The following is a 17,454-nucleotide window of genomic DNA, read 5'->3' as shown; positions in this document are numbered from 1 at the left end:
GAAACCACAGATATAAACGGGCCCCGTTGACACTAGAGGTCGATTTTACTTTCCCGTCCGGCACAGGCACCGCAAATCGCCATCAGCAGAGTGATGGCGATACCCACCTGCAGTGGCAGCTGCCACCCCCCGCCCCACTCACGCAGTATCCCCAACAGAGGGGGGCCGCCCGCCGCAAGCAGATAGCCGACAAACTGTGCCATACCGGAAAGCCCGGCCGCCTGCGCCGGCGTTCGTGTCCGAAACGCCAGAAACATGATCGCCAGCAGAAAACACGCCGTAGAACCGAAACCGAACAGCGCTACCCAGACAACAGCCCACGAGGGAAGCAACAGCAAACCCACCAGGGATACCGCGATCAGCGACGCCATTGCCACAGCCACCGACCTCTGATCCCTGAAGCGCGCCATCAGCGGTGCCAGTGACAGTCCAGCCAGCGCGGCCGCCAGCTGCATCTCCCCGTGCAGGGTGCCGGCATACGCTGCGGAGAACCCCGCCTCCGTGAGAATTTCCGGTAACCAGCTGGCCATGGAGTAGAACATCAGGGAATTAGTCCCCAGAAACAGGGTGATCTGCCAGGCCGGAATGGAACGCCATATGCGGTTACCCCCGCGCTCCGCGCGCCCGGAACCGCCAGCGGCCGGCGTGCGCAGAACCCAGATAAAGAGCGCGCACAGAGGGAAAACCGCCACCGTCGCCAACCCCGACTGCCAGCCGAATTGAAGCGACAACGGCACCACGGTCACGGAAACCAGGGCCCCCACCACACTCATAGCCACACCGCTGAGACTGGTCGCCAGCGGTACTCGCGCAGAAAAGTCCGATTTGATCAGGCTGGGCAGCAGTACATTGCCGAGGGCGATACCCATCCCGATCACCGCCGTTCCCAGAAACAGAAGTGCGATTGAGCCAGCGGAGCGCAACAAAACACCGGTAACAATGATCAACAGCGCCGCCAGGATAATGGTATTGAGCCCCCAGCGCCGCGCCAGGCCTGGGGCGAACAGCGATCCGAGACTAAACATCAACAGCGGCAGAGTGACCAGCAGACCTGCGGTAGCCGCACTCAAACCCAGATCCGACTGCAGCATCCCCAGCACCGGCCCGACCCCGGTCACCGGAGCCCGCAGGCACCCGGCCACCAGAAAGAGACCGGCAAACAAAATCCACACCCCGGTCTGTGGCACCGCATTATTACTGGTAGGCATCAGTCGTTCCCGATCGGCAGCCTGAATTGATCGCCGCGCAAGGCATAGTCACCGCGATGAGCCCCATGAAAAAAGACAGGAAAGTCATTTAAACAAGGCATTCTATCGCCGGGAGACAAGAAACTCGAACCGGGGAAGAAAGCAGACACAGGACTCCCCCATCAACTGCACATGAGTTGCTCACATCCGCACACAGGGTTATCCACAATTCAAGGTCGCTCACATTCACGCCACAGCAAATTACTCCGGCAATTCACAGATTCATGCACAGGCGCCCCGCCAATATCGAGCGGTATCGGGCGTTGTGGACTATTCGAGGGAAAACCGGGTGGCAAACAATCGGGGGAAACGGGGATAAGTTCAGCAGTGACGACAAACCGGAAAAGTTATCCCGCCCATCCACAGCGCCCTACCGCACATACCCCTGTACAAAAGCAGGGGTTAAACGGGTACTTATCATCGAGCTAAGTATTTGATATATATGAGTTTTTATAGCTTATACCGGAAATGCGCCCCCTATATAACAACATCAAATACAAAACACTCATATACATGGGTATGTATAAGTTAATTAGTTAATCAAAGTAGAACGCGGGAAAACGAAATTTTGCGGTGCCGCTTTTTTGCACAGCACAAGCTGCCTATAATGTGCGCCCGGATTTTGGCGTGCATGGGCCTCCGGCCAGAATCTTTCAGAGTGGATCAGAGCAGAACCTATGGAATACCCCACCCAATATGATGTGATCGTGATTGGCGGCGGACACGCAGGCACCGAGGCGTGCCTGGCGGCAGCGCGCATGGGGAGCCGTACCCTGCTGTTGACCCACAATATCGAGACCCTGGGGCAGATGTCGTGCAACCCGGCCATTGGCGGCATTGGCAAGAGCCATCTGGTGAAGGAAGTGGACGCCCTCGGTGGCGCCATGGCCACCGCCACCGATTTGGGGGGTATCCAGTTCCGCGTGCTGAATGCCCGCAAAGGCCCGGCGGTGCGCGCCACACGCGCCCAGGCCGACCGAGCCCTGTACAAGGCGGCGATCCGCAACATTCTCGAAAACCAGCCCAATCTGGACATCTTCCAGCAGGCCGCGGACGACCTGATTGTTGAAAACGACCGCGTATCCGGTGTGGTGACCAACGCCGGTATCCGCTTCCGTGGCAAGACCGTAGTGATCACTGCCGGCACCTTTCTCGGCGGCCGCATTCATATCGGCCTCGAGAACCATTCTGGCGGTCGCGCCGGGGATCCCCCCTCCATCGCCCTCGCCCAGCGTCTGCGCGCGCTGCCATTTCGCGTGGAACGCCTGAAGACCGGTACCCCGCCGCGTATCGACGCGCGCTCGGTGGATTTTTCCGGCCTTGAGGAACAGTGGGGTGACGAGCCAATCCCGGTGATGTCCTACCTCGGCAACCGCGACCAGCACCCGCGCCAGGTGTGTTGCTGGATCACCCATACCAACGAGTCCACCCACGACATCATTCGCGGTGGTTTGGACCGCTCGCCCATGTACTCCGGGGTGATCGAGGGCATTGGGCCGCGCTATTGCCCGTCCATCGAAGACAAGGTGCACCGCTTCGCGGACAAGAACAGCCACCAGATCTTTATCGAGCCCGAGGGACTGACCACCCACGAGCTCTACCCCAATGGCATCTCCACCAGCCTGCCGTTCGATGTGCAGATGAACCTGGTGCGCTCCATCAAGGGGTTTGAAAACGCACATATCACCCGCCCGGGGTACGCCATCGAGTACGACTTCTTCGACCCGCGCGACCTGCTGCCGTCGCTGGAGACCAAATTCATTGCCGGATTGTTTTTCGCCGGCCAGATCAATGGCACCACCGGTTACGAAGAAGCCGCCGCCCAGGGGCTGCTGGCGGGCGCCAACGCCGCGCTCAGCGCGCAGGACAGAGACGCCTGGTCGCCCCGCCGCGACGAGGCCTACCTGGGAGTGCTGGTGGATGACCTGGTCACCCTGGGTACCAAAGAGCCCTACCGGATGTTCACCAGCCGCGCGGAATACCGCCTGTTGCTGCGGGAGGACAACGCGGATCTGCGTCTGACCGAAAAGGGCCGCGAGCTGGGCCTGGTGGACGACGTGCGCTGGGCTGCTTTCTGCGAGAAGCGCGAGGCCATCGAGCGTGAGAGTCAGCGCCTGAAGGAGACCTGGGTTCAGCCCGGCACCGAGGCCGCCCACATCGTGGAGCAGAAGCTGCCGCAGGCGCTGGCCCGCGAGTACAGCCTGATGGATCTGCTGAAGCGCCCGGAGCTGGAATACGGAGACGTGGCCGGCCTCAGGGGAGAGCCGGTGACCGATGAGCAGGTGGCGGAACAGGTCGAAATCTCCGCGAAATACGCCGGCTACATCGACCGTCAGCGGGACGAAATCGAGCGCCTGCAGGCCTACGAGGACACCCCCCTGCCCGTCGATTTCGATTACTCGGCGGTATCCGGTCTCTCCAATGAGGTGATCCAGAAATTGAGTGACGCGCGCCCGGACACATTGGCCCGCGCTGGTCGCGTGCCAGGCGTGACCCCCGCAGCAGTATCCCTGCTGCTGATCCAGCTGAAAAAACGCGGCCTGCTGACCCGCAAGAAGGCGGTGTGAGCTGATGGAACACTTCCGTCCTCGCCTGCAACAGGCCGCAGAGCAGTTGGATCTGAATCTGAGCCGTGAACAGCAGGACAGACTGCTGGCCTATCTCGACCTGTTCGCGCGCTGGAATGCGGCCTACAACCTCTCCGCGGTGCGCGACCCGGCGGAAATGCTGGAGCGCCACATCATCGACAGTCTGAGTGTGGTGAACCTGTGCGGTACCAGTGCCGACGACCTGTCGCCACTGATCGACGTCGGTTCCGGCGGTGGTCTGCCGGGGATTCCGCTGGCCATCGTGCATCCGCAGCGTCCCATCAGCCTGCTCGACAGCAACGGCAAGAAATCCCGGTTCCAGTTCCAAGTGGCCAGCCAGCTGAAGCTGGCCAATATCAACGTCGTCAACCAGCGCGTGGAGGCCTACCAGCCCGAGCAGCGCTACACCGGTGTCGTCTCCCGAGCCTTTGCCTCGCTACAGGACATGGTGGCTGGAAGTGAGCATTTACTCGTCCCGGGAGGTCGCTTCTATGCGATGAAAGGCAAGCTGCCGGAAGATGAGTTGAGTGCATTGCCAAAAGGGATTAAGGTCGACGAACTGCACACCCTGCGAGTGCCGGGCTGTGATGCAGAGCGCCATCTGATCGTCCTCTCCCGCGCGGAATAAGCCGGAAAGTTCCGGAATAGCCGCCAGAATGCGCCGTCAGACGATATAGACCCAGAACGTAAAAACAGAACGTAAATTCAATACCAGCGCACCGGGCCGATGTTCGCGCGTGCGCTTAGCTGCCGCGTCTTCCGGTGTATCCGGCCCAGCGGTGAGCCCGGCCACACAGAGGAAGCTGTGCCGCCGGGAATAACAGGACCAGAACCTTGAGCAAGATTTTTGCGGTAGCGAATCAGAAAGGCGGTGTCGGCAAAACCACCACCTGCGTCAACCTCTCGGCGTCTCTCGTCGCCAACAAGCGGCGGGTACTGCTGATCGACCTGGATCCCCAGGGTAACGCCACCATGGGCAGCGGTATCGACAAGAGCGACCTGCAGCTCTCCAGTTACGACGTGCTCGCCAGCCTGCTGCCGCCGCGCAAGGCCATTGTCCCCACCTCCAGCGGCTACGACCTGATGCCGGCGAATATCGACCTGACCGCCGCGGAAGTGGAGCTGCTGGAAATGGACGGCCGCGAGTCCCGCCTGCGCCAGGCGCTGGAAGAAATCAGCGGGGACTACGACTACATCATCATCGACTGCCCGCCATCTCTGAACATGCTTACGGTCAACGCCCTGTGCGCGGCTGGCAGTGTGCTGATCCCGATGCAGTGCGAGTACTACGCGCTCGAGGGGCTCTCGGCGCTGATCGACACCATCACCCAGATCCAGAAAGCGGCGAATCCGTCCCTCAGGATCGAGGGCATCCTGCGCACCATGTACGACCCGCGCAACAGCCTGACCGGCGACGTCTCCGACCAGTTGAACGAATACTTTGGCGACCGACTTTACCGCACCTGCATTCCGCGCAATGTGCGCCTGGCCGAGGCTCCGAGTTTTGGCAAACCGGCGCTTGAGTACGATCGCAGCTCCAAAGGCGCCATCGCGTACCTCGCCCTGGCCGGCGAGATCACCCGCCGCGAAAGTGCGGCCAGACACGATAATCACAACAGTGGTCCCCGCCCGGTAGCGGAAGCGGTTTGAGACTGAGGTAAGAGACTTATGGCCGCGAAACGCAAAGGCCTCGGGAAAGGACTTTCCCACCTGATCAGCAACAATGTCAGCGAGGCCATTGCCGTCGCCACTGGCGAGCGCCAGGGGGATATCGTCGAGCGCGTGGACGGGGAACTGAAACAGCTGCCGATTGAATTCCTGCAGCGCGGCCGCTACCAGCCGCGCCGCGACTTCCCGCAGGAATCCCTGCAGGAGCTTGCCGACTCCATTCGCGCCCAGGGCATCATGCAGCCGATCGTGGTGCGCCCTGTCGGCGAACACAAATACGAGATCATTGCCGGCGAGCGCCGCTGGCGTGCCGCACAGCTGGCGGAACTGGACCAGGTGCCCGCCCTGGTCCGCGATGTGTCCGACGAAGCCGCCATTGCCATGGCGCTGATCGAGAATATCCAGCGCGAAGACCTGAACCCGGTGGAGGAGGCTGTTGCGCTCAAGCGCCTGCAGGACGAGTTCGAACTGACTCAGCAGCAGGTGGCGGAGGCGGTGGGCAAATCCCGCACCGCGGTTACCAACCTGATGCGCCTGCTCACGCTCACCGATGAAGTTCGCACCTTCCTCGAGCGTGGCGATATTGAAACCGGCCACGCCAAGGCGTTACTCGGCCTTGCCGGTGACGAACAGCGCGAAGCTGCGCGCACAGTGGTGGATCGCGGGCTGACCGTGCGCCAGACCGAGGCCCTGGTGCGTCGCATCCAGGAAGAAGCGGGCAAGCCGAAAACGAAAAAACCGGATGTGGACCCGAACATCCGCCGACTCACCGAGCGCCTGGCGGAAAAAATCGGCGTACCGGTGACCATTGATCACGGCGAGAAAGGCGCCGGCCGACTGGTTTTGAAATACACCAGTCTCGACGAACTGGATGGCATTCTCGCCCACCTGGGCTACAGCGAAGACTGAGCCGGACGCTCGGCAAACGTTACTGCTGCAACGGTTTTGCAACAAATCCAGCGCCACCCGGCGATAAAATGCACCAAATTGAGGCGCCAATATGGCGCCTCAAAGGTTTCCAGTGTCGGAAAAATCGTCGTGTAAGTGTGTGCTTACTATCGCGATTTTCTGTAGTAAAAGACCGCGAACGCCACACCATCTGACGGGATTTGCCAGTTGAATCGGCGGCCCCGTTCCGACATAATTCGCACGCCCAAAATTTGGGCGGAGAACAAGATCCGGCCGGCCCCGTACCCGCCTATGCGTAATCCCCCGGTAGTCAAGATTTCGCTGATCCAACTGGCTGTTGTGTTGCTGGTTGCGCTCGCGCTCGAATGGACTCAGGGGCGGGTAGTCGCAATCTCCGCCCTGCTCGGCGGCCTGCTGTGCGTGCTGCCGAACCTGTATTTTGGCCTGCGCGCCTTCGAATTGATGAAAGGTCGCCGCCAGATGCGCGGCGCGCGTGCAAGCCAGCGCGCGGTAGCCAGTTTCTACCGCGCCGAAACCGGCAAGTTTGTGCTGACCCTGACGGGATTTGCGGCGGTGTTCGCCACCGTCAAGCCGCTGAATCCGGCGGTGCTGTTTGTCAGCTACGGCTTGTGTGTGATTTTGCAATGGATTCTCGTGGCCCGGCTGCATGCAACGAAGTAGCAGCGGGCCCAGGAACCCCCGATAAAAAGTGACTGCGTCGAGACAGCGGCAAGTGGATTGATTGCCCGCGCAGACAGGGGTTCCCGAAAAGGTTTTTTATCTTAGAACGTGTTGAGGAACTATGGCTGCCGAACAAACCGCGACGGGGTATATCCAGCACCACCTGCAAAATCTTGCGTACGGTAAACTTCCCGCGGGCTACACCCGCGCTGACGGGACCGTATTGACCGATTCCACCTGGACCATTGCTCACAGCAGTCAGGAAGCTGCCGACATGGGCTTCTGGGCTATCCACCTGGATACCCTGGGTTGGTCCATTGGTCTCGGCCTGCTGTTCTGTTTCCTGTTCGCCCGCGCGGCCAAGAAAGCCACGGTCGGCGTACCTTCCGGCTTCCAGAGCTTCGTCGAGCTGGTCACCGAATTTATCGACAAACTGGTCCGCGAAACGTTCCCTCACACCAACCGCATGGTCGCCCCGATGGCGCTGACCATCTTCGTGTGGGTGTTCCTGATGAACCTGATGGATCTGATTCCTGTGGATTGGCTGCCAATGGCTGCCGCCAAGATGGCGGGTAACGATCACTTCTTCTTCAAGGTTGTACCAACCACCGACCTCAATGCCACCCTGGGCATGGCTCTGGCGGTATTCGTACTGATGATCTTCTTCAGCATCAAGGAGAAGGGTTTGATGGGCTTCGTTAAAGAGCTGACCCTGCACCCCTTCCACTCCGGCAAGTGGTACGTGGATATTTTCCTGATCCCGTTCAACTTCCTGCTGGAAGCGGTATCCCTGATCGCCAAGCCGGTTTCCCTCGGTCTGCGTCTGTTCGGAAACCTCTACGCCGGTGAAATGATCTTCATCCTAATCGCCATCGTGTTTGGCGTGGGTGTGTTGGGCTTTGTGGGTGCTGCACTGCTGCAGATGGGCTGGGCCATTTTCCACATCCTGGTGATCACCCTGCAGGCGTTCGTGTTCATGGTGCTGACGACGGTGTACATGGCCATGGCGCACAACCGGGAAGATGAGCACGAGAACGACCACTGAGGTCGTTCTCCGATTGTCGAAAGAAAAGATTTCGTTCGTACTTTAACTTTTTCATTCACTTTCAACTTCAACAACTCTCAACTTACTTTTGGAGAAAACAATGGAAGCATTAGGTCTGGTATACGTAGCTGCTGCACTGCTGATCGGTCTGGGCGCTCTGGGTACTGCTATCGGTTTCGGCACCCTGGGTGGCAAGCTGCTGGAAGGTTCTGCTCGTCAGCCGGAACAGGCTCCCGCTCTGCAGGGCAAAATGTTCCTGATGGCCGGTCTGCTCGACGCCGTTCCGATGATCGGTGTTGGTATCGCCATGTACCTGATTTTCGCGGTAGCTCCTGGTCTGGCTGGTTAATTCCCCGTTCCAATTGCCCTTTAACCCTTTTTTGAAAGAGCAAGAGGTGTCGGTGTGAATATCAACCTGACTCTGATCGGCCAGTCGATCACCTTTCTCGCCTTCGTGTGGTTCTGCTGGAAATATGTCTGGCCGGCCCTGATGGGCGTTATGCAGGAGCGCGAGCAGAAAATTGCGACCGGCCTGCAGGAAGCCGAGCGCGCCGGGAAAGACCTGGAGCTGGCCCAGCGCAAAGCTGCCGAGCAACTGAAAGAAGCCAAAGCCCAGGCTGCCGAGATCCTGGATGGTGCCAACAAGCGCGCCAACCAGATTGTCGAGGAAGCCAAAGTGGCCGCACGTGCTGAGGGCGATCGCCTGAAGGCCGCTGCGCAGGCGGAAATTGCACAGGAAATCAACCGCGCGAAGGAACAGCTTCGCACCCGTGTTGCCGCCCTGTCTGTTGCCGGCGCCGAAAAAATCCTTTCGGTCAACATCGATGCCAAAGTGCACGATGACATGATTGAGAAACTGGCAGCCGAGCTGTAAGCGAGGAACCCATGGCGGAACTCAGCACCCTGGCCCGGCCCTACGCGAAAGCGGCATTTGCCCACGCACAGCAAGCCTCCGACCTGTCAGGTTGGAGTGCTGCGTTGGCAACCGCGGCGGCGGTCAGCCAGAACGAAAAGATCGGCGAACTGCTGGATGATCCCCAGCAGACCAGTGACGCGCGTGCGGAAAAATTCCTGGCGGTGTGTGGCGACTTCAACGCGTCGCAACAGAACTTCATCAAACTGCTGGCGGAAAACCACCGCATGGCACTGCTGCCGGAAATTTCCCACCTGTTCGAAGCCCTGAAGGCGGATGCGGAGTCCACTCTGGAAGTGGAAGTACTTACCGCCCGCGCCCTCAGTGACGAGCAGGCCCAGCGCCTCACCCAGGCACTCAGCAAGAAGTTTTCCCGCGAGGTGCACCTGCACAGCGCGGTGGATGAAAGCCTGCTGGGCGGCGCGATCATTCGCGCTGGCGACACGGTGATCGACGGTACCGTGCGCGGCCGATTGGCCAAACTCGCCGAGGCGATGAACTCCTAAATTACCTTCCCGGCAGGCGGCGCCCGCCGGGGATTCGAGGAACAGAGCATGCAGCAACTGAATCCCTCCGAGATCAGTGAAATCATCAAGAGCCGCATCGACAATCTCGATGTGAGCACCGAAGCCCAGAACGAGGGCACCATTGTTTCCGTATCCGACGGTATCATCCGCATCCACGGCCTGGCCGACGTGATGTACGGTGAGATGATCGAATTCGAGGGCGGCGTCACCGGTATGGCGCTGAACCTGGAGCGCGATTCCGTTGGTGCTGTTGTACTGGGTGACTACAAGTCCCTGGTTGAAGGTCAGAAGTGCCGTTGCACCGGCCGCATCCTGGAGGCGCCGGTTGGTCCGGAACTGCTGGGCCGCGTGGTGGACGCACTGGGCAACCCGATCGACGGCAAAGGTCCGCTGAACAACAAGCTGACCGACGCGGTAGAAAAAGTAGCTCCCGGCGTTATCGCCCGTCAGTCCGTTGATCAGCCGGTACAGACCGGTCTGAAAGCGATCGACACCATGATTCCGATTGGTCGCGGCCAGCGCGAGCTGATCATCGGCGACCGTCAGATCGGTAAGACCGCGGTTGCGATCGATGCGATCATCAACCAGAAAGGCACCGGCATTAAATGTATCTACGTTGCCGTAGGCCAGAAGCAGTCTTCTATCGCCAACGTAGTACGCAAGCTGGAAGAGCACGGCGCCATGGACCACACCATCGTGGTTGCCGCCGGTGCTGCTGACCCGGCGGCGATGCAGTTCCTGGCGCCCTACGTCGGCTGCACCATGGGCGAGTACTTCCGCGACCGCGGTGAAGATGCCCTGATCATTTACGATGACCTGACCAAACAGGCCTGGGCCTACCGTCAGATCTCCCTGCTGCTGAAGCGTCCCCCGGGCCGTGAAGCTTACCCCGGTGACGTTTTCTACTTGCACTCCCGCCTGCTGGAGCGCGCCGCACGTGTAAACGCCGAGTACGTAGAGAAGTTCACCAACGGTGAAGTGAAAGGCAAAACCGGCTCCCTGACCGCGTTGCCGATCATCGAAACCCAGGCGGGTGACGTTTCCGCATTCGTTCCGACCAACGTAATTTCCATTACCGACGGTCAGATCTTCCTGGAAACCGACCTGTTCAACGCCGGTGTTCGCCCCGCCATCAACCCGGGTATCTCCGTATCCCGTGTAGGTGGTGCCGCGCAGACCAAGATCATCAAGAAACTGTCCGGTGGTATCCGTACCGCTCTGGCTCAGTACCGCGAGCTGGCAGCCTTCTCCCAGTTTGCTTCTGACCTGGACGAAGCCACCAAGGCCCAGCTGGACCACGGTGAGCGCGTAACCCAGCTGATGAAGCAGAAGCAGTATTCTCCGCTGTCCATCGGCGAGATGGCGGTTTCCGTTTACGCTGCTGACAAAGGTTTCCTGAAGAACGTGGAAGTCAACAAGGTACTGGACTTCGAATCCGCCCTGCACGCTTATATGAACAGCGAACACGCAGAGCTGATGGCGCAAGTGAACAGCACCGGTAACTACAACGACGAAATCGACAGCGCCTTTAAGGCCGCCATCGAGAAGTTCGTCGCTACCGGTAGCTGGTAAGTACCCGTGTGCAGGAGTGGGCTCGCCTGCTCCTGCAGGACTAATCCGGCAAAAGGTAACTGACTATGGCAGGCGGAAAAGAAGTACGCACAAAAATTGCCAGCATCAAGAGCACGCAGAAAATCACCTCGGCCATGGAAATGGTCGCGGCGAGCAAAATGCGCAAGGCTCAGGATCGCATGGCACTGGGGCGCCCTTACGCAAGCCGCATCCGCGCAGTGCTTGGCCATGTGGCCAATGCCTCGGCGGAATACCAGCATGTCTACCTGCAGGAGCGTGAAGTCAAGCGCGTGGGTTACATCCTGGTATCCACCGATCGCGGCCTGTGCGGCGGCCTGAACATCAACGTGTTCAAGGCGGCCATCCGCGATATGCAGTCCTGGAGCAAACAGGGCGTGGGCGTGGATATCTGCGCGATCGGCAACAAGGCGGTCAGCTTTTTCAAAAACATTGGTGGCAATGTGGTCGCGGCCAAGCGGGACGTGGGCGATGCCCCGGAAGCCGCTGAACTGCGCGGCCCTGTAAAGGTGATGATCGATCGTCTCGCCGCCGGTGAAATCGACCGTCTCTATCTGGTGTCCAACGTGTTCGTGAACACCATGACCCAGAAGCCGCAAATCCAGCAGCTGCTGCCGCTCCAGAAGGAAGAGGACGAGCATCAGCACCAGTGGGACTACCTGTACGAACCCGAAGCGGTCGAGCTGCTCGACGGTCTGCTGGTGAGCTACATCCGTTCCCAGGTGTACCAGGCGGTAGTAGAGAACAAAGCGTGTGAACAGGCTGCGCGCATGATTGCGATGAAGAGCGCCACCGACAACGCCGGTGAGCTGATCGACGCACTGCAGCTGGTTTACAACAAGGCGCGCCAGGCAGCGATTACCCAAGAGCTGTCCGAAATTGTTGGCGGCGCCGCGGCAGTCTGAGGCGGCCGAGTAAAGATTTGAAATTTGAGGATCGGGAAATGAGTAACGGGCAAATTGTGCAAGTTATCGGCGCGGTCATCGACGTGGAATTCCCGCGTAATGCCGTACCGAACGTATACGATGCACTCGTGTGTGAGGAAAAGAACCTCACCATGGAAGTGCAGCAACAGCTGGGTGATGGCGTGGTTCGCGCGATTGCCATGGGTTCTTCTGAAGGTGTGCGCCGCGGTCTCGCGGTAACCAACACCGGCGCTCCGGTTTCCGTACCGGTAGGTGTAGAAACCCTCGGCCGCATCATGGACGTACTGGGCAACCCCATCGACGAGTGTGGCCCCATCGGTGAGAAAGAGCGCTCCTCTATCCACCGTGCGGCGCCGACCTACGAAGAGCAGTCCAGCTCCACCGAACTGCTGGAGACCGGCATCAAGGTTATCGACCTGGTATGTCCGTTCGCCAAGGGCGGTAAGGTTGGCCTGTTCGGTGGTGCCGGTGTAGGTAAAACCGTAAACATGATGGAGCTCATCAACAACATCGCCACCGAGCACAGCGGTCTGTCCGTGTTCGCGGGTGTGGGTGAGCGTACCCGTGAAGGTAACGACTTCTACCACGAGATGCAGGAAGCCGGCGTTGTAAACGTCGAAGAGTTCTCCAAGTCCAAGGTAGCGATGGTCTACGGCCAGATGAACGAGCCGCCCGGCAACCGTCTGCGCGTGGCCCTGACCGGTCTGACTATGGCGGAAAAATTCCGTGATGAAGGCCGCGACGTACTGCTGTTCGTCGACAACATCTACCGTTACACCCTGGCCGGTACCGAAGTATCCGCACTGCTCGGCCGTATGCCGTCTGCGGTAGGTTACCAGCCGACCCTGGCGGAAGAGATGGGCGTTCTGCAGGAGCGTATTACCTCCACCAAGACCGGCTCCATCACCTCCATCCAGGCGGTATACGTACCGGCGGATGACTTGACCGACCCGTCCCCCGCGACCACCTTCGCGCACTTGGACTCCACCGTAGTACTGAGCCGTGACATCGCCGCCAAGGGTATCTACCCGGCGGTTGACCCGCTCGACTCCACCTCCCGCCAGCTGGATCCGCTGGTGATCGGCCAGGAGCATTACGAGACTGCCCGCGGCGTTCAGTCTGTTCTGCAGCGCTACAAGGAGCTGAAGGACATCATCGCGATCCTGGGTATGGACGAACTGTCTGAGGAAGACAAGCAGATCGTAGCGCGCGCGCGTAAGATCGAGCGTTTCCTGTCCCAGCCGTTCCACGTTGCGGAAGTATTTACCGGTGCACCGGGTAAATACGTGTCCCTGAAAGAAACCATCCGCGGTTTCCAGGGCATCCTGAACGGCGACTACGACCACCTGCCGGAGCAGGCCTTCTACATGGTCGGCACCATCGACGAAGCCGTCGAGAAAGCCAACAAGAAGTAAGGCACGCGAGTGAGGCCCGGATTTATTCGGGCCTCACAAGGCAATCAGCTGAATGTGAGGTAGCCTTATGGCTATGACTGTACATTGCGACATCGTTAGCGCAGAGGAGTCCCTCTTCTCCGGTCTGGTGAAGATGGTGGTTGTCAGCGGCGTGGAAGGTGAACTGGGTATTACCTATGGTCACGCTCCCCTGCTCACCGCCCTCAAGCCCGGCCCTGTCCGTATCATCAAGGACAGCGGTGAGGAGGAGGTCTACTTCCTGAGCGGCGGCTACGTCGAAATCCAGCCCAACGTGGTGACCGTGCTCGCCGATACCGCCGAGCGTGAGATCGACGAGGAAGCGGCACGCAAGGCCCGCGAAGAAGCGGAACACGCCCTGCGCAGCGCCCCGGCGGATATCGACTACGCCCGCGTCTCCGCGCAACTGGCCGAAGCCGAAGCGCGCCTGCGCACCATGCAGGCAATCCGCAAGGCGGCCGGCAAGTAATTCTGCGTTCGTGCAGATTCAAAAAAGCAGCTTCGGCTGCTTTTTTTTGTGCCCTGAAATCAATCGTCGGTAAGTTTCACCGCGCGTACCAAGAATATGATAATTTTTGCGCCAGCAAAGTATCTGTATTTCTTGGGCAGGCCAATATGAAGAATAAAGTCAAAGCGGTATCCCTTTCACTGCTATTGTTTTCCGTTACTGCCTGTTCAGGTGGGGGCGGTTCGGGCTCTCGGGATACCGTTGACTCGGAGCCGGGAGAAAATAACCCTGGAGGGGTTATCGACAACGAACTTCCCTCTGCAAGCATTCTTTTTCCCGCGCAACCGGGGTTGTGGACTGATCAGCAAAAAATCGTCATCAGGGGGACTTCCCATGACAACGCAGGGATCGCCCGCGTTACTGTCAATGGCGTGGAGGCGGAAAGCACCGACGGTTTTGACACTTGGAGTGCAGAGCTCCCACTTCACGCTGGCACTCACACACAATTCAGTGTCGAGGTCTCTGATACCAGTGGAAATACAACCTACGAAGCGGCGACCACCGCAGTCAATGTATATAACCAATACAATGGCTACCGCTTCTGCAGCCCCATTGCCTACGATTCCGCAAAGGACGTGGCCTACACTTTCAACCCGCCCAGGGCGCTCAGCCTCTCCAGAGGCGAAGAGTCTCCCCTGAATGCCAACCTACCGGATATCACCGGTGCCGCCTTTGATCCGGCCAGCGGCAACTTCCTATTGATCCAGAATGACGACCTGATTTCCTACGACAGTGCATTTGAGAATCGTGTGGTCGTATCACCGGCAGCATCCCTATCTTTTGGCAGCCATCCGCAAATCGCCATCGATGATGCGACAGGGACGATTTATGTGATGGATTGGTGGGCCTCCTATGTTGTTGCCGTCGACCCGGTCACGGGAGTTAGGAGCAGAATCGGTAGTTGGAAGGATGCCGGCGGTAATAGTGTGAATCTGGCGACACCCGGCTTCCAGGTGGTTGCCGGCCGGCTTTTTGTGTCCACAGAGACGGCATTGTACGAGCTGGATCCAGAGAATGGCACGGCTGTGGAGTTGTCCGGACCCCGCATAGGAGACGGGCCACAATTGATCAATGCTGCTGGCCTGTCGATCAATCTCACCGAAGGCAAAGCCTATATCGGAGACTTCTACAATCAGATACTGGAAATTGATCTGTCCACCGGCAACCGGCAAATCACCTCCTCCTGGACCGAGGGTGCGGCGGACAACCAAATTTTTGAGTGGCTGCTGCACGGTTTTGCTGATGCCGGCTCCAGGATACTGGTTAACTCGTGCCTGTCTGGCCGTACATTCGCCATCGACAAACAGACCGGACAGCGGCAGCTTGTCAGTCGAGTTACCCGTGGCACAGGTCCGCTGTTTACCGGTATCGAAGCATTCCATTTCGACGAGTTCGGAGGTGAGCTCATAGCTGTTAATGAGATATATCGCGACGGACGCGATGGCCATCATTTCAATAACGCGTATGCCCAGCAGTTGATTTCTGTTAGCCCGAACAGTGGCGATAGAACATCCCTAAGTACTCCATTTGGCCACCCGGAGCCTCTCATGGGACGGATCAGGTCTATTACAACCGATCCCCGCGATGGAACCATTTTTGCAGTTCTGTTCGATCCGACCGGAAGTTCGATCATTGCCCTCTCCCGCAACACTCAAAAATGGCGAGTTGTTTCCGCGGGCACCGAGGGTGCCGGCCCACAGATTTCTTCATGGTCCCGGGCCATTGCCTTCGATAAAAGCCGTAATCAGCTGCTGGCAACGGCGCTTGTACCCGATCGTGGCAGCTGTTTGATGCGGATCGATCCCGCTACCAGCGAGCACAGCATCCTCGCATGTGCGCAGGAGAGTGGAACGGATCATCACTGGAGAATCGCGGGTGACATAGCCTTAGATAGCGCGAACGACCGGGCCTATGTAGCGGATGTAGAAGGGGCGATCGTGGCCGTCAATCTGGAAACGGGAGAGCAGGAACTGCTTTCAGGTCTCGGCGTCGGCAGCGGACCGGAGTTGATAGAACTTGGGCAAATTGCACTGGATAAGGCTGGCGGACAGCTGCTTGTGGAAAACTTCCTGGGCAAGGATCCGGTCACAGGAAAATCGCAATTGGCGCTGGTATCCGTAGATGTAATTACCGGGCACCGAGTGGTTGCAATGAGTATCACCCGACAGAAAAATGAGCAACTATCGGTAGCGCCGGCCGTCGATCAGCAAACCGGAGCCATTTACCTGGGGCTGTCTAACCTCGGTATTGCCCTTTTTGATCGCGAGTCGAAACAGCATTTGATAATTTCACAGTAGTACTGGTCTGAACGGTGCCACCGGGTGCTGGCACAAGCTGTAACCCGGTTTTACACGGAAAGGAAGCGACGCAAGGCTATGGAGAACGGCAAATGAACAACAGGGGTGAAATTTGCATCGGAATAGCCCTTGGCAGTGGAGCCGCCAAGGGCTTTGCTCATATCGGCGTACTGAAAGAACTCCATGAAATGGGAGTCCGTCCACAAGTTATTGCCGGTACCTCTATGGGTGCTTTTGTCGGTGCGGCCTATTCCGCCGGTTGCCTGGACAAACTGGAAGACTGGGCGCGCCTACTGGACAACTGGAAGGTATTCTCCCTACTGGATATCAACTGGACACTGAGTGGCGGTGTCATCGGTGGTATCAAACCTTTTCGCGCCTTTTTCGAGGGATTCGAATACGAAAATATCGAAGACCTTCCCCTGCCCTTCACTGCGGTTGCCACCGACCTGCACAGCGGCCAGGAAATCTGGCTGCAGCAGGGCAATCTGCAGGATGCGGTCAGCGCCTCCTGCTCGATTCCCGGTCTGCTCTCCCCTAAAGCGTTGGCCGGACGCTGGCTGGTGGATGGCGCAGTGGTTAATCCTGTGCCGGTGGACGTGTGCCGTGCCATGGGAGCCACCGTCGTGATCGCGGTGGATGTCACCGAAGATGGGCGTCCGCCGCTGGGGCGCGAACACGGAGAAGTAAAACGCGTTGTCAGCAAGCCCACTCCCAGCCACCAGCAGTCGGAACTGGAGCACGAGCGCGAGGATATGTCCGATCGCGCAAAAACCGAGCTGGCAGTGACCCGGGGCCGGGATGAAAAGGCGCCAACGCTCTCCGGTTTTACCCGGCTGGTGGAACAGGGGCGGGAACAATTGAGTCACATCCGTATCCGACGCGAGCCCAAAATCACCCCCCCGGGCATGTTCGACACCATGCGTACCGCCATGGAAATTCTAGAGCGTCGCCACAAGCGCACGCGCATGATGGGGGCACCGCCAGATGTGCTGATCATGCCCAAAGTGGGCGACATCAGCGGTTCCGACTATGCCCGCGCGTCTGAAGCCATCGAGGCCGGGCAGGTGGAAACCCGGAGGCTGCGCACCTGGATTGAGGACATGGTGGCGAAAGCGTGAA

At 58.9% G+C, this 17,454-nt stretch carries 16 protein-coding genes; 15 read left to right on the top strand and 1 reads right to left on the bottom strand.

All coding sequences use genetic code 11. The features are described 5' to 3' along the window. Nucleotides 1-32 precede the first annotated feature (32 nt). Nucleotides 33-1,208 carry an MFS transporter gene (locus C3938_RS07715; protein WP_105102585.1) on the bottom strand — a complete coding sequence of 392 codons (1,176 nt, stop codon included), beginning with the start codon at nt 1,206-1,208 and terminating at the stop codon, nt 33-35. A 716-nt stretch (nt 1,209-1,924) separates the two neighbouring features. Between C3938_RS07715 and mnmG the strand changes: the two genes are divergently transcribed. The 15 genes from mnmG (at nt 1,925) to C3938_RS07640 (ending at nt 17,453) form a co-directional block, all read left to right on the top strand. Next, nucleotides 1,925-3,814 (top strand): tRNA uridine-5-carboxymethylaminomethyl(34) synthesis enzyme MnmG, encoded by a 1,890-nt coding sequence (gene mnmG / locus C3938_RS07710; protein WP_105102584.1) that lies wholly within the window; start codon nt 1,925-1,927, stop codon nt 3,812-3,814. A 4-nt stretch (nt 3,815-3,818) separates the two neighbouring features. Then, nucleotides 3,819-4,463 carry a 16S rRNA (guanine(527)-N(7))-methyltransferase RsmG gene (rsmG, locus tag C3938_RS07705; protein ID WP_105102583.1) on the top strand — a complete coding sequence of 215 codons (645 nt, stop codon included), beginning with the start codon at nt 3,819-3,821 and terminating at the stop codon, nt 4,461-4,463. Nucleotides 4,464-4,669: 206 nt separating this feature from the next. After that, complete coding sequence (locus tag C3938_RS07700; RefSeq protein ID WP_105102582.1) at nt 4,670-5,485, top strand: ParA family protein; 816 nt, start codon at nt 4,670-4,672, stop codon at nt 5,483-5,485. Between the two features lie 18 nt (nt 5,486-5,503). Next, nucleotides 5,504-6,412 carry a ParB/RepB/Spo0J family partition protein gene (locus tag C3938_RS07695; protein ID WP_105102581.1) on the top strand — a complete coding sequence of 303 codons (909 nt, stop codon included), beginning with the start codon at nt 5,504-5,506 and terminating at the stop codon, nt 6,410-6,412. A gap of 291 nt (nt 6,413-6,703) precedes the next feature. Next, a complete protein-coding gene (locus C3938_RS07690; protein WP_105102580.1) occupies nt 6,704-7,093 on the top strand; it encodes an ATP synthase subunit I in 390 nt (129 codons plus the stop codon). Between the two features lie 121 nt (nt 7,094-7,214). Beyond that, the gene (gene atpB, locus C3938_RS07685) at nt 7,215-8,138 is read left to right on the top strand and encodes a F0F1 ATP synthase subunit A (protein ID WP_105102579.1); all 924 of its coding nucleotides are present in this window, start codon (nt 7,215-7,217) and stop codon (nt 8,136-8,138) included. Nucleotides 8,139-8,238: 100 nt separating this feature from the next. Beyond that, on the top strand, nt 8,239-8,487 hold the full coding sequence (gene atpE / locus C3938_RS07680) for a F0F1 ATP synthase subunit C (RefSeq protein ID WP_010131056.1): 249 nt from the start codon (nt 8,239-8,241) through the stop codon (nt 8,485-8,487). A 54-nt stretch (nt 8,488-8,541) separates the two neighbouring features. Then, complete coding sequence (locus C3938_RS07675; protein ID WP_105102578.1) at nt 8,542-9,012, top strand: F0F1 ATP synthase subunit B; 471 nt, start codon at nt 8,542-8,544, stop codon at nt 9,010-9,012. Between the two features lie 11 nt (nt 9,013-9,023). Next, nucleotides 9,024-9,557, top strand: a complete 534-nt coding sequence (locus C3938_RS07670; protein ID WP_105102577.1) for a F0F1 ATP synthase subunit delta — start codon at nt 9,024-9,026, stop codon at nt 9,555-9,557. Nucleotides 9,558-9,605: 48 nt separating this feature from the next. Further along, nucleotides 9,606-11,150, top strand: a complete 1,545-nt coding sequence (atpA, locus tag C3938_RS07665) for a F0F1 ATP synthase subunit alpha (protein ID WP_105102576.1) — start codon at nt 9,606-9,608, stop codon at nt 11,148-11,150. Between the two features lie 65 nt (nt 11,151-11,215). After that, nucleotides 11,216-12,073 carry a F0F1 ATP synthase subunit gamma gene (gene atpG / locus C3938_RS07660; protein ID WP_105102575.1) on the top strand — a complete coding sequence of 286 codons (858 nt, stop codon included), beginning with the start codon at nt 11,216-11,218 and terminating at the stop codon, nt 12,071-12,073. 38 nt (nt 12,074-12,111) lie between these two features. Continuing rightward, nucleotides 12,112-13,509 (top strand): F0F1 ATP synthase subunit beta, encoded by a 1,398-nt coding sequence (gene atpD, locus C3938_RS07655; protein WP_105102574.1) that lies wholly within the window; start codon nt 12,112-12,114, stop codon nt 13,507-13,509. A 67-nt stretch (nt 13,510-13,576) separates the two neighbouring features. Beyond that, nucleotides 13,577-13,996, top strand: coding sequence for a F0F1 ATP synthase subunit epsilon (locus C3938_RS07650; RefSeq protein WP_105102573.1), 420 nt, complete (start codon nt 13,577-13,579; stop codon nt 13,994-13,996). A gap of 146 nt (nt 13,997-14,142) precedes the next feature. Beyond that, entirely contained in the window at nt 14,143-16,332 is a 2,190-nt protein-coding gene (locus C3938_RS07645; RefSeq protein ID WP_105102572.1) for a hypothetical protein, read from the top strand. Nucleotides 16,333-16,424: 92 nt separating this feature from the next. Then, nucleotides 16,425-17,453, top strand: coding sequence for a patatin-like phospholipase family protein (locus C3938_RS07640; protein WP_105102571.1), 1,029 nt, complete (start codon nt 16,425-16,427; stop codon nt 17,451-17,453). Nucleotide 17,454: the final 1 nt, after the last annotated feature.

The sequence above is a fragment of the Microbulbifer pacificus genome (assembly GCF_002959965.1).
Classification (GTDB): domain Bacteria; phylum Pseudomonadota; class Gammaproteobacteria; order Pseudomonadales; family Cellvibrionaceae; genus Microbulbifer; species Microbulbifer pacificus_A.
This window is presented reverse-complemented; position numbering and strand designations above follow the sequence as displayed.